Origin of the sequence: Phytohabitans kaempferiae, assembly GCF_042433955.1 — a bacterium.
Taxonomy (GTDB): domain Bacteria; phylum Actinomycetota; class Actinomycetes; order Mycobacteriales; family Micromonosporaceae; genus Phytohabitans; species Phytohabitans kaempferiae.
The window spans coordinates 133,563-158,914 of record NZ_JBHLUH010000073.1; the positions used below are offsets into that span (position 1 = coordinate 133,563).

Sequence of the window (25,352 nt, forward strand, 5' to 3'; positions counted from 1 at the left end):
GAGTTCCCCAACCCCACGCCCTGCTGTGGCGGCGCACACTGACGGTCGCCCCGCCGCCTGGCACCATCGACTGATGCGCCTGGTCATGTGGGACATCGACTACACGCTGCTGTCCGCCGGGAGCGTCGCCCGGCTGGCGTACGCTCCCGCCTTCACCGCGGTCACCGGCGTCACCTGGCGGCAGATGGCACAGCCGGGCGGGCGCACCGACCGCGACATCGCGGTGGAGACCTTCGCGATGCACGGCATCGACGACTGCGAGCCGCATCTGGAGCGGTTCTTCACGATGTTCGCGGCCGAGTTCGCCGCCCGCCGCGAGCTGCTGCTCCAGGAGGGCCGCGTGCTGCCCGGCGCCCGCGAGATCCTGGTCGAGCTGAGCACGCGCCCGCACATCGTGCAGACGCTGGTGACCGGCAACATCCGCGCGGTGGCGCTGGACAAGCTCTCGGCCTTCGACCTGGCCGGGCTGGTCGACTTCGACATCGGCGGCTTCGGCACCGAAGACGTCGTGCGCGCGACACTGGTGCGGCGCTCGCTCGAGCGGGCCGCGGCCAAGCACGGCCGCCCGTTCGAGCCGTCCGAGGTGCTGGTGGTCGGCGACACCGTGCACGACGTCAACGCCGCGCTGGCCAACGGGGTGACCGCGGTGGCCGTGGCGACCGGCGGCACCGACGCGGCGACGCTGGCGGCGGCCGGGGCCCACGTGGTGCTCGACGACATGAGCGACATCGACGCTGTGGTCGCGCTACTCGCTGGCGTGCACTGACCGGAGAGGCCTCGGGTCGGAAACCCCTTGGGGGGCCTGTGCGCCCTGTGGGAGCGGTTCCAGAATCTGGTAGCAATCCAGGTTGGCCGATATATGGCCCGTTCTCACAACGCTCCGGCAAGGCGGCACCCCGTTCTTCGGCTTCATCTTCGATCCGGCCGGCGAAGGACAGGCCGACCCCGTGGACCTACGCGGTGGTGCCCGCGCTCCGCGCAGGTTCGTGGGCTGGCAGACGTTCTTCGACTTCGGCGACGACCAGACCCAGCACGTACGCCCCAACAAGCGGATCGACACCAAGATCTCGACTCCGCTCTTCAACCTGCCGCTCGGCGCCATCGCCAGCGGTGACCCGCCGACCTCGCTGGCGACCCGCAACCTGTTGCGCACCATGACCTGGGGCGTACCGGCCGGGCAGCTCATCGCCCAGCGGATGGGGTATCCGCAGCTCATGCTCCAGGAGCTGGCCGGCTACGGCGTAGCGTTGGAAAACCACACCCCGCTCTGGTACTACGTGCTGGCCGAGGCGGAGCGGACCACCAACGGTGTCACGCTCGGCCTCTGCGGCGGGCGGATCGTGGCCGAGGTCTTCATCGGCCTGCTCCAGCTCGACTCCGCCGGCTACCTGCGACTCCAGCCCAACTGGACGCCTACGCTGCCGTCCGCCACGCCCGGCACGTTCCGGATGGCCGACCTGCTCAGGTGGGCGCGGGTCGACCCGGCGAGTCGGGGCCAGTAGCTCGCGCCCCCCGGCGGGGCGCGGGGCACAGGAAACGTGGGTGCGCTCGGCGTGGGGCCGGGCGCACCCGCCTCCAGCCCATCAGCCGAGCAGCCGCCGCACGTGGGCGTCGAGAAGATCTCCGCCGTAGCGGACAACCCCGTCCCGATGCACCACCCCGCAGGTCGCCCGGTCGAACTGGACCACCATGGTCTCGCTGCCGCCCATCAGCACAAGCTCCAGAAACGGCCCTCGCTCAGACCCGCAGTCGCCGGTCGACTTCGTCGCCGGGAGTGAGTTGAGCCGTTCGACGAGTGCGGCGGACGAGTCGCCGTCGAGGACCCGCGCTGGTCCCCGGCCGTCCTTCTCGACGGCCTCGCCGCAGAGTCGCACCGTCAGGTATCTCGTCTCCGGCACCAGCGGACCCGACCGCGTGCCCTCCACAATCGCGGGCATGGCTGATGAAGGTGGACACGGGACAGTGCCCGTGTCCACCTCGCCCAACCGGCCCGGTCTCGGCAACCACGCGGTCACCGCGACCACGGCGACCACACCCAGTGCCGTAATCGCCACAGCGCCTGCGATCATCCAGCGTCCACGCGCACCCGACACCGCATGAGGCTTGACCTTCGTCGCCGGTTTGCGCATTTACTCAGCTTACCTCCTACTAACTTCCTACGAAACAATGAGCGATCCACCAAAGGCGCTCAGGATCCGTGGCGTCTCCGTCCAGTAGACATATTCGTAGCCACCGTCCACTTCGCCCGATGCGGCGCTCAAAATGCCTCGGCTCTCCAGCACTCCGTCACTACCGGTACGCCATACCGGCCCGCCGCTGTCACCGTGGTCACCGATGGCGCAGCCATCGCAACGCCAACCGACCGCGCCTCGCCGCAAATTTCCCTCGAGCGTGTACTCGAAGTCGTCCTCGACGACCTGCCACTATTTGTGCGGCTGCTTCATATCCGTCGCGTACACCACGAGTGCATTTTTCGCCGGATACACCTGCAGCCCGGCGAAGGTGTCCTGGTAGCTTGTCCGGCCCAGCTCTCCGACCGCCGCTGCCAATTGGTCAACGGCAGGTCCAGCCGGGAAGTTGTGCCCAGTTGGCACCTTGGGATCCTCAGCCCAGGCCGGAGCGACCGGGACAAGGACACTGGCGCCTACAACAAAGACCGAAAGTGCGACCGAGATCTTAAGGCGTAATCTCACGAAAAGCCTTTCCCTCGATCGATTGTCTGGCCCCGCGTCGATGCGGAACCTAGGACGAGAATCCAGCTCGGGCACCCGCGCGTCGTCCCTCAATCAGCCATATTCCGCACAGCGGACCTCAATCGAAGGACTTATTCAAGTATCCGGCTGCCACTTACGCTCGTGAATCCGCCCACGCGGAGTGCGCAGCATCTGAAGAACGCCTTTCGCCCCCTTGCTGAACCTTGCGTCCCGCGGTAGTGGGCCCTCCGAACATTCACGATGCCCGGCGGTCGATGTCCCCCGGTATCACCCGGTACCAGGGGCCTGTCGCGGCTCTACACCACGCGGATAAGGCACCCCTCGCGAGTCCTGGGTGTCGATCATGTTTGGATGGGTGTATGCCCAACCCCGAGCGCCGTGACCTGCCGGCTCGTCGTCGTGGGGCACGCGACCGGTGGGTGCCGGTGGCGGAGCTCTCGACGATGGCGCGCGCGTTGCTCAGCGACGATCTCGGCGGCCGCGACGTCGTGCCCGAACACGTCGCCGACCGGGTCACCGAGCGGGCCGACGAGTGGCTCGCGCACGGGTTCACCGTCGAGACCGTCCGGGCCTGGCAGGACCTGCCGCCGGCCGCCGCTGCGTACCTGGCCGAGCGAGGCGTCGAGCCCCGCGTGCTCGACCTGCCGGTGGACGCCTTCCCCGGCGCCGCCGCCCCCGTGCCGCTGCGGATCGCGATCAGCACCGAGCGGATCCCGGTCGAGCGGGCGTACGAGTTGCTTGTCCTCACCGGCGAGCACCAACCCGCGGCACCACCGCCGGCGCCACCACCCCCACCTCCCCCGCCCCCGTCCGACCGGCCAGCGCCGCGCCCGGTCGCGCCGGTCCTCTTCTCCCACGCCCGTCCAGAGGAGGACCATAAACGACCGTGAGTATCGTCGATGCCCTGCTGCGTTCGGAGGAGCCCACCATCCGGTGGAAGGTGCGCACGCGGGTGCTCGGTGAGGCCACGGACGGCCCGACCGCGCGCAAGCTGCGCGAGGCGATCCGCCAGTCACCGCGCGTGCGGCGCCTGCTCGCCGCCCGCGACGCGGATGGGCGGATCACCAACCCCAAGCAGGTGTACGCCAAGTGGCACGGCGCCCACTGGGTCCTCGCCGCCCTGGCCGACCTCGGCTACCCGCCCGGCGACGAGTCCCTGTACCCGCTGCGCGACCAGGTGCTGCGCCGGTGGCTGCGCGACGTCGAGGTGCCCCAGGTCCAGGGGCGCTACCGCCACTGCGCCTCCCAGCAGGGCAACGCGCTGCGCTACCTGACCGCGCTCGGGATCCTCGACGGCGGCGACGCCCGTACGCTCACCGAGCGCCTCGTGCGGTGGCAGTGGCCCGACGGCGGATGGAACTGCGACCGCAACCCCACCGCGCAGACCTCGTCGTTCATGGAGACGCTGCTGCCGATGCGCGGCCTGGCCCGGCACGACCGCGCCGCCGCCACGCGCGCCGCCGAGGTCTTCCTGCTTCGCAGGCTGGCCTGGCGGCGGGCCGACGGCGCGCTCGTCCATCCCGACTTCGCCCGGCTGCACCATCCGCTGTACTGGCACTACGACGCGCTCGGCGGCCTGGTGGGCATGGTCGAGGCGGGCACGATCGGCGATCCCCGGTGCGCCGACGCGCTCGACCTGCTCGAGTCGAAGCGACTGCCCGACGGCGGCTGGCCGGCCGAGAAGGCGTTCACCACCAAGGCCGGCGACCCGCTCGACTGGGGTCCCACCGGCACCGGCCGCGCCAACGAGTGGGTCACCGCCGACGCGCTCGCGGTGCTGGCCGCCGCCGGCCGCTTCAGACCGTAGGGGCGACCGGGTTGGGCAGCGCACCGCCGAAGCGCCGGTCGCGCTGGGCGTAGAGCTCGCAGGCGTACCAGAGGTGGCGCCGGTCGAAGTCGGGCCAGAGCGTGTCGAGGAAGACCATCTCCGCGTACGCCGACTGCCACAGCAGGAAGTTGGACGTGCGCTGCTCGCCGGAAGGGCGCAGGAAGAGGTCTACCTCGGGCACCTCGGGGTGGTAGAGGTATCGCGCGATGGTCTTCTCGTTGACCTTGTCGGGCGAGATCTTGCCGGCCGCGACGTCACGGGCGATCGCGGCGGCCGCGTCGGCGATCTCCGCCTGCCCCCCGTAGTTGACGCAGAACTGGAGCGTCAGCGTCGAGTTGCCCCGGGACATCTCCTCGGCGGTGACCAGCTCGGAGATCACGCTCTTCCACAGCCGGCCGGCCCGACCGGACCACACCACGCGGACGCCCAGGTCGACGAGCTGGTCGCGACGCCGGCGGATCACATCGCGGTTGAAGCCCATGAGGAAGCGGATCTCCTCGGGCGAGCGCCGCCAGTTTTCGGTCGAGAAGGCGTACGCCGAGAGGTACGGGATGCCCAGCTCGATCGCGCCCTCGACCGTGTCGAAGAGCGAGTATTCGCCCTGCTCGTGCCCCTTTGTCCGAGCCAGGCCGCGCTCCTTGGCCCACCGCCCGTTGCCGTCCATCACGATCGCGATGTGCCGCGGCAGGCTCTCCTTGGGCAGCGCGGGCGGGCGCGCCCCGGAAGGATGCGGCGTCGGCGCCATCGGCGGCCGGCGTCGAAACGATCGAACCACTGTCATTAACCCCTATCCACCAGCGGCAGCGAGCGTAGCGCGCGCTCGAGGTGCCACTGCAAATGCGCCGCGACCAGCCCACTGCACTCGCGGCGGCTGGCCGTCTCCGCGGCGTCCGCCACGCGCCAGTCACCCGACGTGAGGGCGGACATCAGGTCGAGCGTGGCCGGCGCCGGATGGGCCGATCCTGGCGGTCGGCAGTCCGGGCACACACAACCCCCGGCGGGTACGGAGAACGCGCCGTGCCGCCCCGGCGTGCCGCACACCGCGCACTCGACCAGGGCCGGCGCCCAGCCGGCGACGCCCATGCCGCGCAGCAGGTAGGCGTCGAGGACCAGCGTGCTGGCGTGCGTCCCCTCGGCCAGCGCGCGCAGGGCTCCGAGCGTGAGCAGGAACAGGCGCAGCGTCGGCTCGTGCTCCACCGGGGTGAGCCGCTCGGCCGTCTCCGCGATCGCGCTCGCGGCGGTGTAGCGCGGGTAGTCGTCGAGGAACCGCTTGCCGTACAACTCGATGCCCTCGACCTGGCTCACCGTGTGCAGCGAGGCGCCCTCGGCGAGTTGGAGGTCGACGTGCCCGAAAGGCTCCAACCGGGCGCCGAAGCGGGACGTGGTGCGGCGGACCCCTCGGGCCACCGCCCGCACGCGGCCGTGGCGGCGGGTCAGCAGCGTGATGATGCGGTCGGACTCGCCCAGCTTCTGCACGCGCAGCACCACCGCGTCATCGCGGTAGAGCGGGCGGCGAAATCCGGGCATCGCCTCATTCTCCCCTACGTTGTAATCAGGGTCGCCTCGGTGACCACTCCTGATGTGTCCCGGATGGTCCCGCCCGTAGCGTTCTCATCATGGATCCCCGAAAGCTGCTCGCCGTGGTCCTGGTCGCCGCCGCCGGTCTGGTCGGCTGCTCCGGCGTAGCGCAGACCCGCCTCGACTACGGCAACACCGAGGAGGTGGCGATCAAGGAGATCGTCATCGAGCCAGGCGCGGGCAACGTCACGATCCGCGCCACCGACACTCAGCAGGTCGACATCCAGCGGGTCGTCCGCTACACCGGCGACGAGCCCGACACGGCGTACCGGATCACCGGCGAGGTGCTCCAGATCGACCTCGAGTGCGGGCGCATGTGCAGCGTCGACTACGAGATCACGGCGCCCAAGGACGTGGCCGTCCGCGGCGAGGTCGGCTCGGGCGACGTCTCCCTCACCGGCGTCTCCACCGTCGACCTGCGGACCGGCTCGGGCGAGGTGGGCATCACGGAGGCGTCCGGCGCGGTGAAGGTGCACACCGGCTCCGGCGACATCACGATCGTCGACGTGGCCGGTGGCCTCGACGTCCGCACCGGCTCGGGCAACATCGACGCGCGCCGCCTGGGCGGGACGAAGAACGCGGTCCGCGCCGGCTCCGGCGACGTGACGCTCACGCTGGCCAGGAGCGGTGCGGTGCAGATCAACACCGGCAGCGGCAACGTCGACGTGTCCGTACCGGCCGGCTCCTACCGCATCGACGCGCGCACCGGCTCCGGCGAGAAGGTGCTCGGCGCGACGAGTTCGCCCTCCGGCGAATTTCTGCTCGACCTGGAGACCGGCAGCGGCGACATCACGCTCCGGGAGGCGTGAGGCAGGCCCCGATCCGTGCGGTGGCGCCCGCCGGGCAGCAGCACCGGGCGCCGCCGCGCGGAGACGTCCTCGACCCAGCCGAAGAGCGCCACCGCGACCCCCACCAGCAGCGTCACCACCGCCAACCGCGCGCTCACCCCGAGCGTGAAGACCGTCGCCACACCGATGACGATCGGCATGTGCCACAGGTAGATGGTGAGCGCGCGGCTGTTGAGCACGGTGATCGCGCGCAGCAGCCCGGCCCGCCGCTCCAGCCACGCCGTGGTCGCCGGCGCGAAGCCGAGCAGCACGAGGATGAACGCGGCCGACCACAGCGCGTTGCCCAGCCGGATGTCGTTCAGGTCGTAGCCGCGCGGCCCGGGATGCGTGATGATCCACGCCGCGCCAGCCGCCGCCAGTACCCCGACGAACGGCGCCAGCACGCGCCACGACAGCCGCCGCAGCATCCCGTCGTGGTGGGCGAAGCCGAGCAGCCACGCGCCGAAGTACAGCCCCACGTCCTTGAGCACGGCGTGCGCCGGCAGGAAGTCGAACTCGACGAGCACCAGCAGCACGTACGGCGCCGCCAGCGTCGGGATCGGAAAGCGCCGGAAGAGCGGCAGCGCGAGCGGCGAGAGCAGTACGAACCAAAGGTAGTCGCGCAGGTACCAGACGGCGCTGAGGACGAGCGCGCCCCAGTGGTTGGCGGGCGGGTCGAGCAGCGGCAGTCCCCAGAGGAGCAGCCGCCAGTTCACCGTGAGGCCGGTCAGCACCATCGCCGGTACGAACACCGCCGCCAGGACCCACAGCGCGGGGAGCAGCCGGCGCAGCCGCCGCCCGACCGCGCGTACGCCGTGACTGTCCAAAGAGGCCGCCATGAGCGATCCGGCCAGCGCGAACATGACCGACATCGCCGGAAACGCGACGGTGAGGAAAGCCCAGTGGGTGGTGTGGTAAACGACTACTCGGACGATGGCCAGTGCGCGCAGCAGATCGACGTATCTGTTTCGCATGGGTCCAATCGGGGGCCGGAGAGCAGGGGGGCGTTACCGCCCTACCCCGCAAACCAACGGATAAACCCGTACGACCGGAAACGTCTGGGTGACATAGCGCACAAAACCATCAGAAGCCGAGCTTGCGCAACTGCTTCGGGTCGCGCTGCCAGTCCTTCGCCACACGTACGTGCAGGTCGAGGTAGACCTTCGTGCCCAGCAGCGCCTCGATCTCGCCCCGGGCGCGCGTGCCGACGTCTTTGAGCCGGCTCCCCCGGGCACCGATCACGATGGCCTTCTGGCTGGTCCGCTCGACGTAGATGTCGGCGTAGACCTTCGTCAGCCCGCCCTCGCGGATCATCTCCTCGACCACCACCGCGATCGAGTGCGGCAGCTCGTCGCGTACGCCCTCCAGCGCCGCCTCGCGGACCAGCTCCGCGATCATCACGTGCTCGGGCTCGTCGGTGAGCATGTCGTCGGGGTAGAGCTGGGGCGACTCCGGCAGGTACGTGGTCATCACGTCGACCAGCGTCTCCACCTGGTATCCGGAGACCGCGCTGACCGGCACCACCTCGGCGAAGTCGGCGAGCTGGCTGACCGCGACGAGCTGCTCGGCGAGGCGCTTCTTGTCGACCAGGTCGGCCTTGGTCACGACGGCGATCACCGCGGCCTTCAGCTCGGCCAGCTCGCCGGTGATGAACCGGTCGCCCCGGCCGATCTCCTCGTCGGCGGGGATGCAGAGGCCGATCACGTCGACCTCGCTCCAGGTCTGCCGCACCAGGTCGTTGAGGCGCTCGCCCAGCAGCGTGCGCGGGCGGTGCAGGCCGGGCGTGTCCACGAGTACGAGCTGCGAGTCCTCCCGGTGCAGCACACCGCGGATGACGTGCCGCGTGGTCTGCGGCTTGTTGGACGTGATCGCGATCTTCTGCCCGACGATCGCGTTCATGAGCGTGGACTTGCCGGCGTTGGGCCGACCCACGAAGCAGGCGAAACCGGCCTTCACTCGGCGACCGTGCCGATGAGCTTGCCATCCGGGCCGGCCACGTGCACCGGCGCGTCGGCGGAGAGGTCGCGGACGGCGGCGTGCCCCGCACCGTCCAGAGTGGACGCCTCGGTCACCACCGCCGCGGCCTCGAGACGGGTCGCGCCCGCCGCCGCGGCCGAGGCGACCGCGAGCTGGAGCGCGGTGACCGTCAGTGAGGGAAGTGAGACGCTCGCCGCCGCGTACGTGCGGCCGTCCTGGTCGCGCACCGCCGCGCCCTCGACCGCCCCGATCCGGGCTCGCGCGCCACGGGCGAGCACGACCAGCTTGGTGTCTTCGGCGTCCAGGTCGGCAGGGGCGCCGACGGGGGCGCCGGCCGGCTCAGGCATCAGCGGTTTGCCTCTCTTGCTCGGGGGTTTCGGCGGGGACGTCACCGGTGGACGTGTCACGCGCCTCCGCGCGGCGGACCAGGACCGAGTCGATCCGGTTGCGCCGGCCGGTCGTGCCCTCGGCCACCATGTGCAGCCCGCTCACCGTAGCCTGTGCGCCCGGGATGGGCACGCGACCCAGCGCCTGGGCGAGCAGGCCGCCGACCGTCTCCACCTCGTCGTCGGGCAGCTCGACGCCGAACAGCTCGCCGAGATCCTCGACCGGCAGGCGGGCGGTGACCCGCACGGCGCCCCCGTCGAGCCGCTCGATCGGCGGGCGCTCCACGTCGTACTCGTCGGTGATCTCCCCGACGATCTCCTCGAGGATGTCTTCGATGGTGACCAGGCCGCCGGTGCCGCCGTACTCGTCGACCACGATCACCACGTGCGTGCGGGCCGCCTGCATCTCGGAGAGCAGGTCGTCGACCGGCTTGGACTCCGGCACGAAGCGCGCCTCGCGCATCACCTCGGCCACGGTGGCGGCCTCGGCGCCCGGGTCGCCGCTCTGAGTGCGCCGGATGACGTCCTTGAGGTAGAGCACGCCCAGCACGTCGTCGACGCTTTCGCCGATCACCGGGATGCGGGAGAAGCCGGAGCGAAGGAAGAGCGCGAGCGCCTGCCGCAGCGACTTGTGCGACTCGATCCAGACCATCTCGGTGCGCGGCACCATCACCTCGCGGGCGATCGTGTCGCCGAGCGCGAAGACCGAGTGGATCATCTGGCGCTCGCCGTGCTCCACCACGCCCCGCTGCTCGGCCAGATCGACCAGCTCGCGCAGCTCGATCTGGGTCGCGAACGGCCCCTCGCGGAAGCCCTTGCCCGGCGTGACCATGTTGCCGATCAGGATCAGCAGCGAGGCGAGCGGGCCGAGTGCCCGGCCCAGCCAGCGCACCAGCGGCGCGGTCGCGCGCCCCACCGCGTAGGCGTGCTGGCGGCCGATCGTACGGGGGCCGACGCCCACGACGACGAAGCTGACCACGGTCATCGCGCCGGCGGTGACCAGCGCGGCGGTCCAGCCGGCGCTGAACGTGTCGACCGCCACCAGCGCGACCAGCGTGGTGGCGGTCAGCTCGCAGAGGAGGCGCAGCAGCAGGAGAAGGTTGAGGTGGCGGACGACGTCGGAGGCGACGATCTGGAGCGCTCTCGCCCCGCGTACCCCCTCGCGGGCGAGCTCGGCGGCGCGGGCGGGCGAGACGGCGGCGAGCGCGGCATCGGTCATCGCCACGATGCCGGCCAGCACCACCAGGCCGGCCGCGAAGATCAGCAGTTGCAGGTCGGGTAGGCCACCGCCCCCGGCGGCGGCCGCGGCTAACGGCACGGCACTCACGGTCTCCCCTGGTTGGCTTGCGCGCGCGGCGCTGGAGGAGACGCCATCCCGGGCGGCCCCGAAGGACCACCCCGGACCCGGGCTCCGCCGGTGTGGCCGCTCACTTGACTCGGGAGGCGCGCCAGCTGGACAGCAGTCGGGCCTGTAGCGCGAACATCTCCCGCTCCTCCTCCGGCTCGGCATGGTCGTAGCCGAGCAGGTGCAGCGCACCGTGGACGGTCAGCAGGTGCAGCTCGTCGGCGGCCGAGTGGCCGGCGGTGGCCGCCTGCTTGGCCGCCACCTCCGGGCACAGCACGATGTCGCCGAGCAGCGCCGGCTCACCGGCACCGGCCTCGCCCGGGCCGTGGTCGACGCTCCCCTCGTCCATCGGGAACGCGAGCACGTCGGTCGGGCCGTCGCTGCCCATCCAACGGTGGTTGAGCTCCGTCATGTACTCGATGTCGACGAGCAGGACGGAGAGCTCGGCGAGAGGGTTTACGCCCATCTCGTCGAGCGCGTGTCGGGCCACCGCCATCACGGCGTCGGTATCGACGTTGACGCCGGACTCGTTGGCGATCTCTATGGACAACGTGCTTTCCCCCAGGGAACCTTCGGACTAGCGGCGCCGGCCGGCGCGGGCGGTGCGGCCGGGCACGGCGTGCACGCCCTGGCCATTTTGCGTCTCGCGCTCGGCATCCCACCGGGCGTAGGCGTCGACGATGTCACTGACCAGCCGGTGGCGCACCACGTCGGAGCTGGAGAGCTGGGCGAAGTGCACGTCTTCCACGCCCTCCAGGATCTCCCGCACGACCTTGAGGCCGCTCGTGGTGCCGCCGGGCAGGTCGACCTGCGTGATGTCACCGGTGACCACGATCTTGGAGCCGAAGCCGAGCCGGGTCAAGAACATCTTCATCTGCTCGGGCGTGGTGTTCTGCGCCTCGTCCAGGATGATGAACGCGTCGTTGAGCGTGCGCCCCCGCATGTACGCCAGCGGGGCGACCTCGATCGTGCCGGCCTGCATCAGCCGCGGGATCGAGTCGGGGTCGAGCATGTCGTGCAGCGCGTCGTAGAGCGGCCGCAGGTATGGGTCGATCTTCTCGTAGAGCGTGCCGGGCAGGAAGCCCAGCCGCTCGCCCGCCTCGACCGCCGGCCGGGTCAGGATGATGCGGTTGACCTGCTTGGCCTGGAGCGCCTGCACGGCCTTCGCCATGGCCAGGTACGTCTTACCCGTGCCGGCCGGACCGATGCCGAAGACGATGGTGTGCCCGTCGATCGCGTCGACGTAGCGCTTTTGCCCGAGCGTCTTGGGACGGATGGTGCGCCCGCGCCGGGAGAGGATGTTGAGCGTGAGGACCTCGGCGGGCCGCTCGGTCGTGCCCTGCTCGAGCATGCCGACGGTACGCCGGACAGCATCGGTGGTCAGTGTCTCACCTTTCTCGATCAACTCGAGCAGCTCAGTGAATAGGCGCTCGGCCAGCGCGTTGTCGGCCGGCGCCCCGGTTACGGTGATCTCGTTACCCCGCACGTGCACGTCGCTCGTGAGTGAACGCTCGATGAGCCGGAGAATCTCATCCCCGGCACCGAGCAGGTTCACCATGATCTGCGAGTTAGGAACCGTGATCTTGGTCTGCACGTGGGTCTGCCCGGAGGGGGATGTCGTGGTCATAGATCGGCCCGTGGGCCAACGCCACCTGCTCTCGGTCTCAGTGTCGCGCCCGGTGGCACGACGTGCGGAACTGCTCCATCGTATCGGCTCAACGCCCTGACCACCGCGCCCATTTCCGCGCGGGAACGCGGTGGTCAGGGAATTTTCGAACCGGACAAAACCATCGATACCCCACCTTGACCGGGGCGGGCACCGTCAGTCGCCGGAGAAGGTCTGCTGGTCGCGGGTGAAGCGGTAGGTCGCCCAGTGCATCCGGACCACGGTGCCGTCGGCCGCGCGGGTGAGGCGCAGCAGCTCGCCGACCTCCCGCCCGGAGACGCCACGCAGCACGTCGGGGTGGCCCGGCTCGGGCGCGAAGACGGCCGGCGGGCGGGTCGGCGGGTCGTCCGCGCCCCGGGCCCGCAGCACGCCGTCGCGCCAGAAGAAGACGTACTCGAAGCCCTCTCCCCACCAGCGGCCCAGCACCGACCGGTACGCCTCCGGGGCCGGCTCGCCCGGCGTCCACGGCGGGACCTCCGCCGGGTCCTCCTCCACGGCGGCGGACAGCAGCCGGTGGGCGAGCTCGATGGTGGCGACCGCCGTGCCGGAGGAGCCCAGCACGGCACAGCCCATCGCGCGGGGCGTGCCGTCGCCGAGCCCGGCCGGTGCGGGGCGGCGGCCGTACACACCGGCGAGGAAGCCCGGCATCGCGCCGTCGTGTCCGACGTGGACGATCCGCTCGCCCTGCGGCACCAGGATCAGGCCGAGCCCGAAGCCGGCACTCCACAGCGTCTCGTCGGTCGTCGTGAGCGGCCAGCGCATCTCGTCCAGAGTCGAGGCGGCGAGCACCGCGCCGTCCGGGTCGAGCGCGGTCGGGTCGGCGAGGAACGCGCCCCACCGGGCCATGTCGCCGGCGGTGCTCCACAGCTGCCCGGCCGGCCCCACGCCGGCGAAGTCGGTGGGCGGCTCGGGCTTGGCGTGGTCGCTGTACGCCTCCACGAGGTAGCCGGTCACCGCCCGGTCGGTGGGCTGGACGGTCGTGGCGGAGAGGCCGAGCGGGCGCAGGACGCGGTCTTCGAGCACCTCGCCCCACGTACCCCCGCGCAGCCGGGCCACCGCGTGCCCGAGCAGCGACATGCCCAGGTTGGAGTAGTGGAAGCGCCGGGCCGTCGGCAGCACGCGCTCGGCCCGGTCGAGCTCGGCGAGCAGCCGGTCGGCGTCCGGCGCGAGCAGCGTGTCCCACACGTCGCCGAACGGCTCGCGCTGGAGCCCCGACGTGTGCGAGAGCAGGCGGCGCAGCGGCAGGTCGCCGTACGCGGGCAGGTCGAGGTGGCGGCCGATCGGGTCGTCGAGGTCGAGCAGGCCGTCGTCCCGGGCCTGGAGCACGAGTACGGCGGTGAAGGTCTTCGTCACCGACCCGATGCGAAACTGGCTCTCCGCCCCGGCCGGGCCGACCTGGTGCTCCCACAGCGGCCGGTCGGCGCGGTGCAGGGCCGCCGCCAGCGCCGGTACGCGCGCCTCGGCCTGCACGCGCCGCACCATCGTGGCCAGCTTCTTCGACATCTGGGCTCCCTCGGCGCTCACTTCGCGATCATCGGGCCCAGCGGCTCACCGCCGAGCACGTGCGCGTGCACGTGGAAGACCTCCTGGCCGGCGTACGGCCCGGTGTTGAAGATGACCCGGAAGCCGCCGTCGAGCAGCCCTTCGGCCTCGGCCACAGCGCCGGCCGCGGCCAGCACCTCGCCGGCGAGCGCCGGGTCCGCCTTGCCGAGCGCGGGGAGGTCGGCGTGGTGTGCCTTCGGGATCACGAGCACGTGCACGGCAGCCTTCGGACCGATGTCACGGAAGGCGAGCGTGGTGTCGGTCTCGTACACCTTCGCGGCGGGAATGTCGCCAGCGACGATCTTGCAGAAGAGGCAGTCGGTAGTGGTCACGTCCGCCGATCGTAGTCCCGGCACTTCCTGGCCGGGATGACCCGGAAGGTATGACGTAGCTGGGATGCCATCGACTCATTGCCATCTCTAAATTGCTGTCCGTACGCTCCCCGCATCCGTGACATGCGCGCGCTCACAAGGTGCGCCATCCGTGTGGGGAGGATTCATGGTTCACTGGCGCAAAGCAGTGGGGGCGATCGCCGCGGCGCTGGCGGTGGGCAGCTTCACCGTCGCCGTACCGGCCGCGCCGGCCGCCGCGACGGACATCACGCCGTTCGTGGTCGGTGGCACGCGAGCCGCGCAGGGCGAGTTCCCGTTCATGGTGCGGCTGTCGATGGGCTGTGGCGGGGCGCTCTACAGCCCGCGCCTGGTGCTCACCGCCGCGCACTGCGTGGGCCGCACCGGCACCAACACCAGCATCACGGCGACGCTCGGCGTCGTCGACCTCCAGTCGTCGAGCCGCATCCAGGTGCGCTCCAACTACGTCTACCGGGCGCCGGGCTACAACGGCGTCGGCCGCGACTGGGCGCTGATCCGGCTGGCCAGCCCGGTCACCGGCCTGGCCACGCTGCCGATCGCGACCACGACCGCGAACAACAGCGGCACCTTCACCGTCGCCGGCTGGGGCGCGACCCGCGAGGGCGGGGCGCAGCAGCGCTACCTGATGAAAGCGCAGGTGCCGTTCGTCAGCGACGCCAGCTGCGACGCCATGTACGGCGGCGACGTCATCGTGGCCGAGGAGATCTGCGCCGGCTACACCGCCGGTGGCATCGACACCTGCCAGGGCGACTCGGGCGGCCCGATGTTCCGCCGGGACGCCAGCAACGCGTGGATCCAGGTCGGCATCACCAGTTGGGGCAACGGCTGCGCGCGCCCCAACTTCCCCGGCGTGTACACCGAGGTGAGCACGTTCGCCTCGGCGATCCAGTCGGCGGCGGCGAGCCTCGGCGGATGACATGAGGGCCGAGCGGGCGGCCGATGTGGGTAGGCCGGACCGGGCGGCGGCAGTGGGCGGCTGACCCCCACCGCCCGAGCGGGGCGTCCCAATGCGGGACGCCCCGCTCGCCGTTTCCCCAGGGGCGAACTCCGCGCCGCCGCCCTAAGATCGAGCGATGCGGGTCATCGAGGAAGCTCTGCGGGCCCTTGACCTCGAGACCAAGGTCAAGCTCCTCTCCGGCCAGGATTTCTGGACCCTCCCCGCCATCCCCGAGATCGGCCTGGCCTCGCTGGTCATGTCCGACGGGCCGATCGGGCTGCGCGGCATCGGCTGGCGTCCCGACGACCCGTCCGTCGCGCTGCCCAGCCCCACCGCGCTCGCCGCCACCTGGGATCCGGCGCTGGCCCGCACGGCCGGGCGGCTGCTCGGGCAGGAGGCCCGCCGCAAGGGCGTACACGTGCTGCTCGCCCCGACCGTCAACCTGCACCGCAGCCCGCTCGGCGGCCGCCACTTCGAGTGCTACTCCGAAGACCCGCTGCTGACCGGCGAGATCGGCGCGGCGTACGTGGCCGGCGTGCAGGATCAGGGCGTCGGCACCACCGTCAAGCACTTCGTGGCCAACGACGCCGAGACCGACCGGTTCACAGTGGACGTTCGGGTCGGCGAGCGCGCCCTCCGCGAGCTGTACCTGGCCCCGTTCGAGCGGATCGTGGCGGCCGGGGCGTGGGGCGCGATGGCGGCGTACAACACGGTCAACGGCACCACCATGACCGAGCACCGCGAGTTGCAGATCGGCGTGCTGAAGGGCGAGTGGGGCTTCGACGGCGTGATCGTCTCGGACTGGACCGCGGCCCGCTCCACCGCGCCGGCCGCCAACGGCGGGCTCGACGTGGTGATGCCCGCGGTCGGCGACCCCTGGGGCGAGGCGCTGGTCGCCGCGGTCCGCTCCGGCGCCGTCCCGGAGGAGGCGATCGACGACAAGGTACGCCGAGTGCTGCGCCTCGCCGCCCGGGTCGGCATCCTCGACGGCGCGCCGCCCGCGGTCGACGAGGCCGATCGGCCCTCCACACTCGACGGTGCGGAGGTCGCGCGGGAGATCGCCAGCCGCTCGTTCGTACTGGCACGCAACGAGGGCGGCCTGCTCCCCCTCGACGCGGCGCGGCTGCGTACGGTCGCCGTCTCCGGCGCGCTCGCCGCCGACGCCCGCGTGCAGGGCGGCGGGAGCGCGCTGGTGCGGCCGGCCGGCGTCGTCTCCCCGCTCGACGGGCTGACCGCGGCGCTCGTCGCCGCCTCGACGCCTTCCGCGACGCTGGCGGCGGGCGAGGCCACCGCGTACGCCACGATGATGAACCTCCCCACGGTCACCTACTCGGTCGGCGCCGACCCGCGCCGCCGGGTCCCGGTCGCCACCGCTCCACAGTGGTGTGACATCACCGCCGTGCTCCGCGCCGCCGACGGCCGGGAGCTGCACCGCGCCTCGCTGCCGACCGCCACGGTGCGCTGGATGGGCGCCCCGCCGCCCGGCGTGGCGCCGGAGGAGATCGCCGAGATCTCGCTCTCGGCCCGGCTCACCCCGGCCGCGGGCGGGGTGCACGAGCTGGCGACCGTCGGCTTCGGCGACTTCGTGTTCACGGCCGGCGGCCGCGTCCTCTTCGACGGCCCGATCTACCGCGACCACGACGAGTCCGACGTGTTCCGCGGCGCCGACGAGCGCCGCTTTCCGGTGGAGCTGGCCGAGGGCGAGCCGGTCGACGTGGTGCTGACCCAGCGGGGCGGCAATCCGGGCTTCGTGTGGTTCGCGATCGGCCACGCCCCGCCGGCGCCCGGTCCGGAGGCGCTGCTCGACGAGGCGGCCCGCGCCGCGGCGGAGGCCGACGTCGCCGTGGTGGTCGTGGGCACGACCGAGGAGGTCGAGTCGGAGGGCTTCGACCGCACCACGCTCGCGCTGCCCGGCCGGCAGGACGAGCTGGTCTCCCGGGTCGCCGCCGCCAACCCGCGTACCGTCGTCGTGGTCAACGCCGGCTCCCCCGTGCTGATGCCGTGGGCGGGCGAGGTCGCCGCGATCCTGCTCACCTGGTTTCCGGGGCAGGAGGCGGGCCGGGCGCTCGCCGACGTCCTGCTCGGGCTGGCCGAGCCGGGCGGTCGCCTGCCCACCACCTGGCCCCGCCGCGACGCCGACGCGCTGCCGGTCACGCCGGTCGGCGGCGCGTTGCCGTACGACGAGGGCGTCTTCGTGGGCTACCGGGCCGAGCCGGCCGACCCGCTCTTCCCGTTCGGGCACGGGCTGGGCTACACCGAGTGGGCGTACGAGTCACTCTCCATCGAAGCCGGCGTAGCGGTGGTGACGGTGCGAAACTCCGGCGTGCGGCCGGGCCGCGAGGTCGTGCAGCTCTACGCCGGGCCGTCCACGCCAGACCCCGAGCGCCCGCGCCGCTGGCTCGCCGGCTTCGCGGCGGTCGAGGCGGAGCCGGGCGAGACGGTCACGGCCCGGATCCCGCTGCCCGAGCGGGCATTCCAGGTGTGGGACGCCGGCTGGCGCACGGTGCCCGGCACCTACCTGATCGAGGCTGGGCACAGCGTGGCCGACCGCCGCCGCACCGTAGAGCTGACCGTCGCGCCCTAGCCAGGGCCTGTCCTACCAGCGCCCCAGCCGGTCCTACCAGCGCCCCAGCCGGGTCGCGAGCACGGCGAGGGCGGCCACGCCGGCGGTGGAGGTGCGCAGCACCGCGTCGCCGAGGCGCACCGCGCGGGCGCCGGCCGCCTCGAAGGTGGCCAGCTCCTCCGGCGCGATGCCGCCCTCGGGGCCCACCACCAGGGTGATCTCGCCGGCGGGCGGCAGCTCGACCGAGGTCAGCCGCTCCTTGGCCTCCTCGTGCAGCACCAGCGTGGCGCGGGCGGCCGCCTCGCGGGTCGTGGCGGCGGGGGCCACCACCGGAAGCCACGGGCGGCGGGCCTGCTTGGCGGCCTCGCGGGCGGTGGCGACCCAGCGCTCGCGGGCCCGGTCGCCCCGCTCGCCGCGCCACCGCACCACCGAGCGGGCGGCGGCCCAGGGCACGATCTCGTCGACACCGGCCTCGGTCATCGCCTGTACTGCCAGCTCGCCCCGCTCCCCCTTGGCGATGCCCTGGATCACCACCACGCGGGGGTCGGGCGGCTCAACGTACTCCCGGCTTTTGATCTGGAGGTCGAGGCTGCCCCGGCCGGCGGCGGTGACCACGGCGGTGGCCGTGCCGCCCCGCCCGTCGGCGAGCAGCAGCTCCTCGCCGGCGCGCAACCGCTGGACGGTGGCCGCGTGGTGCCCCTCCGGGCCGTCGAGGACGCACGTGGGCCCGGACGGCAGCTCGGCGACCAGGAAGAGCGGGACCGTCACGTCGCCGCCATTGATCGCTCGCTCACCGCCGTCGCGGGTGAGCGCCGCGCGCCGCGCTCACTCACGCGTGGCCGTTGAAGGCGTCTCGCATGCGCGAGAAGAAGCCGCCCTGCTTGGTCAGCTCGGCGACCTCCTCGCCCCGGGTCTTGGCGAACTCGCGCAGGATCCGCTCCTGCTCCGGGTCGAGCTTCGTCGGCGTACGCACGTCGAGGTGGACGAAGAGGTCGCCCCGCCCGGTGCCACGCAGGTGGGGCACGCCGCGGGCGCGCAGCCGCAGTGTGGCGCCGGGCTGCGTGCCGGGCTTGACGTCGAGCTGCTCCTCGCTGTCGAGCGTCTTGATCGTCAGGCGCGTGCCGAGGGCGGCGGCGGTCATCGGGACCGTGACCCGGCAGTGCAGGTCGTCGCCCTTGCGGGAGTAGACGTCGTGCGGCCGCTCGTGGATCTCCACGTAGAGGTCGCCGGCCGTGCCGCCACCGGGGCCGACCTCGCCCTGCTGGGCCAGGCGGATGCGCATGCCGTCTTCGACCCCGGCCGGGATCTTCACGGTCAGTGAGCGGCGGGTGCGGACCCGGCCATCCCCGCCGCACGTGGCGCAGGGGTGCGGGATCACCGTGCCGTAGCCCTGGCAGACCGTGCAGGGGCGGGACGAGACGACCTGGCCGAGGAACGTGCGCTGCACCGACTGCACCTCGCCGCGCCCACCGCACGCCTCACAGGTGGCGAGGTGTGTGCCCGCCGCGGTGCCCGCACCGGAACATGTGGTGCAGAGCACAGCGGTGTCGACCGTGATCGGCGCCTCGACCCCGAACGCGGTCTCGGTCAGGTCGAGCTCCAGCCGCAGGACCGCGTCGGCCCCCGGCCGTGTACGCGAACGCGGCCCGCGCGCCCCGGCAGCCGTGCCGAAGAACGCGTCCATGATGTCCTGGAATCCGACGAACGGACCCGCGCCGGGGGCACCGCCAGGCCCACCGCCGCCGGGCGCGAGAGGGTCGCCGCCCAGGTCGACGATCTGCCGCTTCTGGTCGTCGGAAAGCACCTCGTAGGCGGCGTTGATGTCCTTGAACTTCTCGTGCGCATCCGGATCCGGGTTGACGTCCGGGTGGTACTGGCGGGCCAGCTTCCGGTAGGCGCGCTTGATCTCATCGTCGGATGCCTCTCGGCTCACACCGAGAATCCCGTAGTAGTCCTTGGCCACTGCGTTCCGTGTCCTCATGTTCTCGCGCTGTCCCGGGCTAATTGTTTCCCAACAGATCGCCTACGTAGCGTGCCACGGCGCGCACCGTGGCGATGGTGCCGGGGTAATCCATCCTCGTCGGCCCGAGGACACCGAGACCACCCACGATTGTGGCGCCTGGACCGTATCCAGTGCTGACAACCGAGGTGGACCGCAGGTTGTCGATCTCATTTTCGTCGCCGATGCGGACCCGGAGGGTGTCCGCGTCAGCCTCCCCGAGGAGCTTGAGCAGGATGACCTCCTCCTCGAGGGCCTCGAGGATCGGGCGCAGCGAGCCCTGGAAGTCGAGCAGCCCACCCCGGGTGAGGTTGGCCCGGCCGGCGAGCGCGATCCGCTCGTCGTGCCGCTCGACCAGCGCCTCCAGCAGCACTGAGGCGAGGGTGGCCATGGTGGCGCGGTCGTCCGGCGCGACCTCCTCGACAAGCGCCTGGACCAGCGGCGGCGTCTCCGACAGCCGCTTGCCCACGAGCTTTTCGTTGACCATCCGACGCAGGTCGGTGATGGCGTCGTCCTGCACGGGCGCGGGCAGCTCGACCAGCCGCTGCTCGACCCGGCCGGTGTCGGCGATCATCACGAGCATGAGCCGTGTGGTGGAGATCGGCACCAGCTCCAGATGGCGCACCGAGGAGCGGGTCAGGCTCGGGTATTGCACCACGGCGACCTGCCGGGTCAGCTGAGCCAGCAACCGCACCGTGCGATGCACCACATCGTCGAGATCGAGCGCCCCGGCGAGGAACCGCTCGATCGCCCGCCGCTCCGCCGGGCTCAGCGGCTTGACCCGGGAGAGCCGGTCGACGAAGAGCCGGTAGCCACGGTCGGTGGGGACCCGACCGGCACTGGTGTGCGGCTGTCGGATGTAGCCCTCCTCCTCCAGCACGGCCATGTCGTTGCGCACAGTCGCGGGCGAGACGCCCAACTGGTGTCGCTCGACCAGAGCCTTGCTGCCGACCGGCTCCTGAGTGGCGACGTAGTCCTCGACGATCGCACGGAGCACGTCGAGCTTGCGGTCATCGAGACTCACTGTCACCCCCTGCCGCACCAGATGAGAGGACTGGCACTCGACTGTAGCGAGTGCCAGTCTACGTCGCATCCCCCGGCCACCGCGATGATCTCTTTGGGCGCTATGAACCTTTTTCCGCCCCACCTCGCGGCGCGTCATCGCCCCGCGCGGAGAGCCTTGCCACAGGACGATGCTGGTCGAAATGGGTTCATCCGGGACTTCTTGAGAGTGTTGTGTGGCGCGGCTTGAGCCGTACCCCTACCGTGACCCCCATGACTGAACCACCTCGCCCTCCCGGAGAGAGCGAGCCGGGCGCCACGCCACCGGACCCGCACTCTCCGCCGACACCCCCAGCGTCCTACTCGATGCCGGGCGAGGCTCCCTCTCCCGGTTACGCACCCCCACCGAGTGAACCGCCACTTTCGGGCGGCACCGGCTACCCGCCGCCGGGGGGCTACCCCCCGCCCGGTGGTTCCTACCCGCCGCCCGGCTATCCGCCGCAGGGCCCGCCCGGCGGCTATTACGGGGCTGGCCCGGCGCCGGCCGGCTACGCCACCAACGACGAGAAGACCTGGGCGCTGGTCGCCCACTTCGGCGGCGCGGCCGGTGCGTTCGTCGGCGGCGGCACGCTGGGCTGGGTCGGCCCGCTCGTCGCGCTCCTGGCGAAGGGCAACCAGTCGCCGACCGTACGCGCGCACGCGGTCGCGGCGCTCAACTTCCAGCTACTCTGGTCGATCATCACGGTGATCAGCTGGATCCTGGTCTGCGCGCTGATCGGCTTCATCCTCGCCCCGATCGCCATGATCATCGCGATCGTCTTCGGCATCATCGGCGGCGTGAAGGCCAACGACGGGCAGTTGTACAGCTACCCGATGAGCATCTCGATGATCAAGTAACAGACAGCGAGACCACGACCCCGGAGACCACCTGGTCTCCGGGGTCTTCGCTGTCACCAAGGGCCTTGGACGATTCGAGCTACCGCGACGTCCGCCGTGGTCCATACCGCTGCTCCCGCAGCCTCACCCGCCGCGATTCACGACCACGCCCCGGCCCGTGCGTGGCGAAAAGTGACCCCACAGAGCCTGTTGCAAAATCGTCAGATTCGCGCGAACTGAGGGTCGCGCTAACCTCGCTGGCCGCCGTTCGACGGCCAGCGACCGATACAGCCGTGTTCTTCTTAGGTCAGCAGGTCGCGCACCACCGCGTCGGCGAGCAGCCGGCCACGGAGTGTCAGCACCGCGTGCCCCGCGCGGATCTCCAGCAGCCTGCTCGCCGCCGCCCGTGCGGCCGCCTCCCGGCCCGCTTCGTCGAGCGCGGCGAGCGGCAGGCCGGATGCCAGCCGCAGCCGCAGCATCACGTCTTCCATGTGCCGCTCGTCCGCCGACAGCACCTCGCGCGCGTGACCGGGCGACTCGCCGGCGGCCAGGCGGGACGCGTACGCCGAGGGGTGCTTGACGTTCCACCAGCGCACGCCGCCGACGTGGCTGTGCGCCCCCGGCCCGAGGCCCCACCAGTCGCCGCCGGTCCAGTAGAGGAGGTTGTGCCGGCACCGCGCAGCCGGGCCCGCCGCCCAGTTGGAGACCTCGTACCAGGTGAGGCCGGCCGCGCCGAGGGCGGCCTCCGCGGCCAGGTAGCGGTCGGCGGCGACATCGTCATCGGGGTACGGCAGGTCGCCTCGGCGCATCCGGGCGGCCAGCCGCGTGCCGTCCTCCACGATCAGCGAGTACGCGCTCACGTGGTCGACGCCCGCCCCCACCGCCGCCGCGAGCGAGGCGGCGAAGTCGTCTGCGGTCTCGCCCGGCGTGCCGTAGATCAGGTCGAGGTTGACGTGGTCGAACCCGGCTTCGCGGGCGTCGATCGCCGCGGCCGGCGCACGGCCCGCGGTGTGGCGCCGCTCCAGCACCTGGAGTACGCCCGGCGCGACCGACTGCATGCCCAGCGAGACCCGGGTGAAGCCGGCCTTGCGCAGGCGCTGGAGCGAGGCGGGCGTGACCGACTCGGGGTTGGCCTCGGTGGTGACCTCGGCATCCGCGGCAAGCCCCCAGGTGCGGTCGACGGCGTCGAGGATGCGGGCGAGGTCGTCCGGGTCGAGGAGCGTGGGCGTGCCGCCGCCGACGAAGACCGTGTCGACCCGGGGCGGCGCCACGATCCGGCCCGCCAGGGCCAGCTCGGCGAGCACGGTGTCCGCGTACTCGTCGCGGCTCGCGCCCCCGCCCAGCTCAGTCGCCGTGTACGTGTTGAAGTCGCAGTAGCCGCACCGGCTGGCGCAGAAGGGCACGTGCACGTAGACGCCGAAGCCGCGCCCGCCCAGCCTGGTGCCGGGCGGCAACGCGCCGTCGCGGGGCACGGCCTCGCCTTCTGGGAGCGGTCCTGGCATGCCCTCTAGTCTGCCCGCATGAGCGAGCGCAGCGAACGATCCAACAGGCTGGTCCGTGTCGAGATCGGGCAGGGCGTGGCGACCCTCACGCTGGACAGCCCGCACAACCGCAACGCCCTCTCCACTCCCCTGATGACCGAGTTGCTGGAGGCGCTGGCGGCGGCCGAGGGCGACGAGTCGGTACGCGTGGTGGTGCTCTCCCACACCGGGCCGGTCTTCTGCTCCGGCGCCGACCTCAAGGAGACCGCCGAGGCTACGGCCCCGGAGGCTGGCGACCACCAGGATGGACCAAGCCGGCCGCCGGGGCCCGCGCGAGCGGAGCGAGCGCCAACTGGCACGGCGAGCGGGCGGATCCCGGTGGGGATGCTCGGCGACGTACTCGCGGCGATCTGGGAGTGCCCCAAGCCGGTGGTGGCCCGCGTTGGCGGACCGGCGCGGGCCGGTGGCCTCGGCCTGGTGGCCGCCGCCGACATCGCGATCTGCGCGGAGGAGGCCACCTTCGCCTTCTCCGAGGTACGGCTGGGCGTGGTGCCCGCGGTGATCTCGGCGACCGTGCTACCCCGCCTCACCCCGCGGGCAGCGGCCGAGCTCTTCCTGACCGGGGACACGTTCGACGGACGGCGGGCCGCGCAGATCGGCCTGGTCAGCGCGGCCGCGCCGGCGGAGGCGCTGGACGCCACCGTCGCCTCCTACTGCGGCGCGCTGGTGCTCGGCGGCCCGGAGGCGCTCGCCGGTACGAAAGGCATCCTGCACCGGAGATCGACCGCTACCGTACGTGAAGAGCTTGCCGAGCTGTCGGCCCTCTCGGTGGGCTACTTCCAATCCGAGGAGGGGCGGGAAGGCGTTCGAGCGTTTCGGGAGAAACGCCACGCGTCGTGGGTGCCTGAGGGCTCCAGGCGGGGTTGAGTCCCCCTTCCGCGCCAAAACGGCCACGGGTACGGTCGCCGTCAGAATCAGGTCGTACCCTGGACGGACAACTCAGTGAGGGGTGACGGTGCGTATTCGGGCAGGGGTAGTGGCCGCCGTCGGCCTGATGCTTGTGGCAGTGCTCGGTCTAATCGTCGGCAAGCATGACTGGTCCCCCAACCTGAGCCTTCCCCGCCCGCACAGCCGGGCCTGCACTGTGCAGGCCGACGGCGAGGTGACGCTCAACCCCGAGCAGATGGCGCACGCGGCCACGATCGCGGCGATCGGCATGCAGCGAAAGATGCCCGAGCGGGCGGTCGTGGTGGCGTTGGCCACCGCGTTTCAGGAGTCGAAGCTGGAAAACCTGGCCGGCGGCGACCGCGACTCGATCGGCCTCTTCCAGCAGCGTCCCAGCCAGGGGTGGGGCACTCCCGAGCAGATCAGCGATCCGCGCTACGCGGCCAACAAGTTCTACGCCGCGCTGAAGAAGGTGCGCGGCTGGGAGGACATGCGGGTCACCGACGCGGCGCAGCGGGTGCAGCGCTCGGCCTACCCGGAGGCATACCAGAAGTGGGCCGACGAGTCGACGGTGCTGACCAAGGCGCTGCTCGGCAACGCGACCGGCGCGGTGGCGTGCACGGTCGACGGTGAGCCGGCGATGCGCGGCGCGGCGGCGACCGAGGCGCTGGGCAACGGGCTGCGCCTCGACTGGGGTCGCCTAGAGGCGTCGGCGCAGATCACCGGCTTGACGGTGCCGGCGGCCAGCCCGCAGGCCGGCTGGCGCTACGCGCACTGGCTGGTCTCGCACGCCACCGATCACGGTGTGAAGCGGGTGCGGTTCGGCGGTCTGGAGTGGACGGCCGACGAGGGCGCCTGGTCCAAGATCGACGCGCCGGGACAGGCCGATCATGTGACCGCCGAGGTCTTCGGCGACGCCGCCTCGTAGGGCTCGCAAACAGCACCGCCCGGGTCGCGCGACCCGGGCGGTGCTTCGCTCAGGACGGAACCGGCGTCAGTACCTACTGACGCCGCGGCGTCCGCCCACTCCCACCACCAGGGCCACGCCGATCGCGGCGAGCACGACCTGGATGAACAGCTCGATCCAGTCCACGCCGGACGTCGCGGCCACGCCGGCGGCGCGGGCGATCACGCTGCCCAGCAGGGCCGCGGCAACGCCGATCAGCATGGTGAGCCAGATGGGGATGTTCTGGCGGCCGGGAACCACCAGCCGCCCGAGCGCGCCGATGATTAGCCCGATGATGAGCGCGGAGATAATGCCCGTTGCGGTCACGGTCGTCCTCCTTCGGGGGTTCGTCCTCACCGCAAAAGGTGC

General features: G+C 71.7%; 25 protein-coding genes and 1 pseudogene. 10 read left to right on the top strand and 16 right to left on the bottom strand.

Annotated features, from left to right (window positions below; all coding sequences use genetic code 11):
• Positions 1-73 precede the first annotated feature (73 nt).
• Positions 74-766, top strand: coding sequence for an HAD family hydrolase (locus tag ACFFIA_RS33760; RefSeq protein WP_377258958.1), 693 nt, complete (start codon positions 74-76; stop codon positions 764-766).
• An 82-nt stretch (positions 767-848) separates the two neighbouring features.
• Positions 849-1,502 carry a peroxidase family protein gene (locus ACFFIA_RS33765; protein ID WP_377258960.1) on the top strand — a complete coding sequence of 218 codons (654 nt, stop codon included), beginning with the start codon at positions 849-851 and terminating at the stop codon, positions 1,500-1,502.
• An 81-nt stretch (positions 1,503-1,583) separates the two neighbouring features.
• Here the strand turns inward: ACFFIA_RS33765 and ACFFIA_RS33770 are convergent, their stop codons facing one another.
• A complete protein-coding gene (locus ACFFIA_RS33770) occupies positions 1,584-1,937 on the bottom strand; it encodes a hypothetical protein (RefSeq protein WP_377258963.1) in 354 nt (117 codons plus the stop codon).
• Positions 1,938-3,073: 1,136 nt separating this feature from the next.
• Here ACFFIA_RS33770 and ACFFIA_RS33775 point away from each other — a divergent pair.
• Positions 3,074-3,604, top strand: a complete 531-nt coding sequence (locus ACFFIA_RS33775) for a hypothetical protein (RefSeq protein ID WP_377258966.1) — start codon at positions 3,074-3,076, stop codon at positions 3,602-3,604.
• On the top strand, positions 3,601-4,521 hold the full coding sequence (locus ACFFIA_RS33780; protein ID WP_377258969.1) for a hypothetical protein: 921 nt from the start codon (positions 3,601-3,603) through the stop codon (positions 4,519-4,521). Before ACFFIA_RS33775 ends, ACFFIA_RS33780 begins: the two co-directional genes overlap by 4 nt.
• On the opposite strand, the gene ACFFIA_RS33785 is transcribed toward ACFFIA_RS33780, so the two are convergent.
• Together ACFFIA_RS33785 and recO are read right to left on the bottom strand one after the other, a co-directional pair.
• Positions 4,511-5,287 carry an isoprenyl transferase gene (locus ACFFIA_RS33785; protein ID WP_377259142.1) on the bottom strand — a complete coding sequence of 259 codons (777 nt, stop codon included), beginning with the start codon at positions 5,285-5,287 and terminating at the stop codon, positions 4,511-4,513. The two genes, ACFFIA_RS33780 and ACFFIA_RS33785, sit on opposite strands and share 11 nt — an antisense overlap.
• Positions 5,288-5,322: 35 nt before the next feature.
• Positions 5,323-6,069, bottom strand: a complete 747-nt coding sequence (recO, locus tag ACFFIA_RS33790; RefSeq protein WP_377258972.1) for a DNA repair protein RecO — start codon at positions 6,067-6,069, stop codon at positions 5,323-5,325.
• An 89-nt stretch (positions 6,070-6,158) separates the two neighbouring features.
• Here recO and ACFFIA_RS33795 point away from each other — a divergent pair.
• Positions 6,159-6,854 (top strand): annotated as a pseudogene (locus ACFFIA_RS33795) (DUF4097 family beta strand repeat-containing protein); the annotation flags it as partial.
• On the opposite strand, the gene ACFFIA_RS33800 reads toward ACFFIA_RS33795, so the two are convergent.
• The 8 genes from ACFFIA_RS33800 to ACFFIA_RS33835 all read right to left on the bottom strand — a co-directional run bounded on the left by ACFFIA_RS33800 (position 6,806) and on the right by ACFFIA_RS33835 (position 14,195).
• On the bottom strand, positions 6,806-7,921 hold the full coding sequence (locus tag ACFFIA_RS33800; RefSeq protein WP_377258975.1) for an acyltransferase family protein: 1,116 nt from the start codon (positions 7,919-7,921) through the stop codon (positions 6,806-6,808). The pseudogene ACFFIA_RS33795 and the gene ACFFIA_RS33800 sit on opposite strands and share 49 nt — an antisense overlap.
• Positions 7,922-8,030: 109 nt before the next feature.
• Entirely contained in the window at positions 8,031-8,903 is an 873-nt protein-coding gene (gene era / locus ACFFIA_RS33805) for a GTPase Era (protein ID WP_377258978.1), read from the bottom strand.
• Positions 8,900-9,271 (bottom strand): cytidine deaminase-like protein, encoded by a 372-nt coding sequence (locus ACFFIA_RS33810; protein ID WP_377258981.1) that lies wholly within the window; start codon positions 9,269-9,271, stop codon positions 8,900-8,902. The genes era and ACFFIA_RS33810 overlap by 4 nt, the downstream gene beginning before the upstream one ends.
• Complete coding sequence (locus ACFFIA_RS33815; RefSeq protein ID WP_377258984.1) at positions 9,264-10,628, bottom strand: hemolysin family protein; 1,365 nt, start codon at positions 10,626-10,628, stop codon at positions 9,264-9,266. The genes ACFFIA_RS33810 and ACFFIA_RS33815 overlap by 8 nt, the downstream gene beginning before the upstream one ends.
• 109 nt (positions 10,629-10,737) lie before the next feature.
• Positions 10,738-11,205, bottom strand: a complete 468-nt coding sequence (gene ybeY / locus ACFFIA_RS33820; RefSeq protein ID WP_377258987.1) for an rRNA maturation RNase YbeY — start codon at positions 11,203-11,205, stop codon at positions 10,738-10,740.
• A 27-nt stretch (positions 11,206-11,232) separates the two neighbouring features.
• On the bottom strand, positions 11,233-12,282 hold the full coding sequence (locus ACFFIA_RS33825) for a PhoH family protein (protein WP_377258990.1): 1,050 nt from the start codon (positions 12,280-12,282) through the stop codon (positions 11,233-11,235).
• Between the two features lie 195 nt (positions 12,283-12,477).
• Positions 12,478-13,824, bottom strand: a complete 1,347-nt coding sequence (locus tag ACFFIA_RS33830; RefSeq protein WP_377259145.1) for a serine hydrolase domain-containing protein — start codon at positions 13,822-13,824, stop codon at positions 12,478-12,480.
• A gap of 17 nt (positions 13,825-13,841) precedes the next feature.
• Positions 13,842-14,195, bottom strand: a complete 354-nt coding sequence (locus tag ACFFIA_RS33835; RefSeq protein ID WP_377258993.1) for a histidine triad nucleotide-binding protein — start codon at positions 14,193-14,195, stop codon at positions 13,842-13,844.
• Positions 14,196-14,361: 166 nt separating this feature from the next.
• Between ACFFIA_RS33835 and ACFFIA_RS33840 the strand changes: the two genes are divergently transcribed.
• Both ACFFIA_RS33840 and ACFFIA_RS33845 read left to right on the top strand, forming a co-directional pair.
• Positions 14,362-15,150, top strand: a complete 789-nt coding sequence (locus ACFFIA_RS33840) for a S1 family peptidase (RefSeq protein WP_377258996.1) — start codon at positions 14,362-14,364, stop codon at positions 15,148-15,150.
• Positions 15,151-15,307: 157 nt separating this feature from the next.
• The gene (locus tag ACFFIA_RS33845) at positions 15,308-17,755 is read left to right on the top strand and encodes a beta-glucosidase family protein (protein ID WP_377258999.1); all 2,448 of its coding nucleotides are present in this window, start codon (positions 15,308-15,310) and stop codon (positions 17,753-17,755) included.
• Positions 17,756-17,788: 33 nt separating this feature from the next.
• On the opposite strand, the gene ACFFIA_RS33850 is transcribed toward ACFFIA_RS33845, so the two are convergent.
• From ACFFIA_RS33850 to hrcA, 3 genes are all read right to left on the bottom strand, one after another.
• Positions 17,789-18,502 (bottom strand): 16S rRNA (uracil(1498)-N(3))-methyltransferase, encoded by a 714-nt coding sequence (locus ACFFIA_RS33850; protein WP_377259002.1) that lies wholly within the window; start codon positions 18,500-18,502, stop codon positions 17,789-17,791.
• 61 nt (positions 18,503-18,563) lie between these two features.
• Positions 18,564-19,697, bottom strand: coding sequence for a molecular chaperone DnaJ (gene dnaJ, locus ACFFIA_RS33855; protein ID WP_377259148.1), 1,134 nt, complete (start codon positions 19,695-19,697; stop codon positions 18,564-18,566).
• A gap of 37 nt (positions 19,698-19,734) precedes the next feature.
• Complete coding sequence (gene hrcA / locus ACFFIA_RS33860) at positions 19,735-20,757, bottom strand: heat-inducible transcriptional repressor HrcA (protein WP_377259005.1); 1,023 nt, start codon at positions 20,755-20,757, stop codon at positions 19,735-19,737.
• Positions 20,758-21,008: 251 nt separating this feature from the next.
• Between hrcA and ACFFIA_RS33865 the strand changes: the two genes are divergently transcribed.
• Entirely contained in the window at positions 21,009-21,632 is a 624-nt protein-coding gene (locus ACFFIA_RS33865) for a DUF4870 domain-containing protein (protein ID WP_377259008.1), read from the top strand.
• 281 nt (positions 21,633-21,913) lie between these two features.
• Here the strand turns inward: ACFFIA_RS33865 and hemW are convergent, their stop codons facing one another.
• Positions 21,914-23,113, bottom strand: a complete 1,200-nt coding sequence (gene hemW / locus ACFFIA_RS33870; RefSeq protein ID WP_377259011.1) for a radical SAM family heme chaperone HemW — start codon at positions 23,111-23,113, stop codon at positions 21,914-21,916.
• Positions 23,114-23,131: 18 nt separating this feature from the next.
• Between hemW and ACFFIA_RS33875 the strand changes: the two genes are divergently transcribed.
• Together ACFFIA_RS33875 and ACFFIA_RS33880 are read left to right on the top strand one after the other, a co-directional pair.
• A complete protein-coding gene (locus tag ACFFIA_RS33875) occupies positions 23,132-24,019 on the top strand; it encodes an enoyl-CoA hydratase-related protein (RefSeq protein WP_377259014.1) in 888 nt (295 codons plus the stop codon).
• Between the two features lie 82 nt (positions 24,020-24,101).
• Positions 24,102-24,965, top strand: coding sequence for a hypothetical protein (locus ACFFIA_RS33880; RefSeq protein ID WP_377259017.1), 864 nt, complete (start codon positions 24,102-24,104; stop codon positions 24,963-24,965).
• A 66-nt stretch (positions 24,966-25,031) separates the two neighbouring features.
• Here ACFFIA_RS33880 and ACFFIA_RS33885 read toward each other — a convergent pair whose 3' ends face one another.
• Positions 25,032-25,310, bottom strand: coding sequence for a GlsB/YeaQ/YmgE family stress response membrane protein (locus ACFFIA_RS33885; protein WP_377259020.1), 279 nt, complete (start codon positions 25,308-25,310; stop codon positions 25,032-25,034).
• Positions 25,311-25,352: the final 42 nt, after the last annotated feature.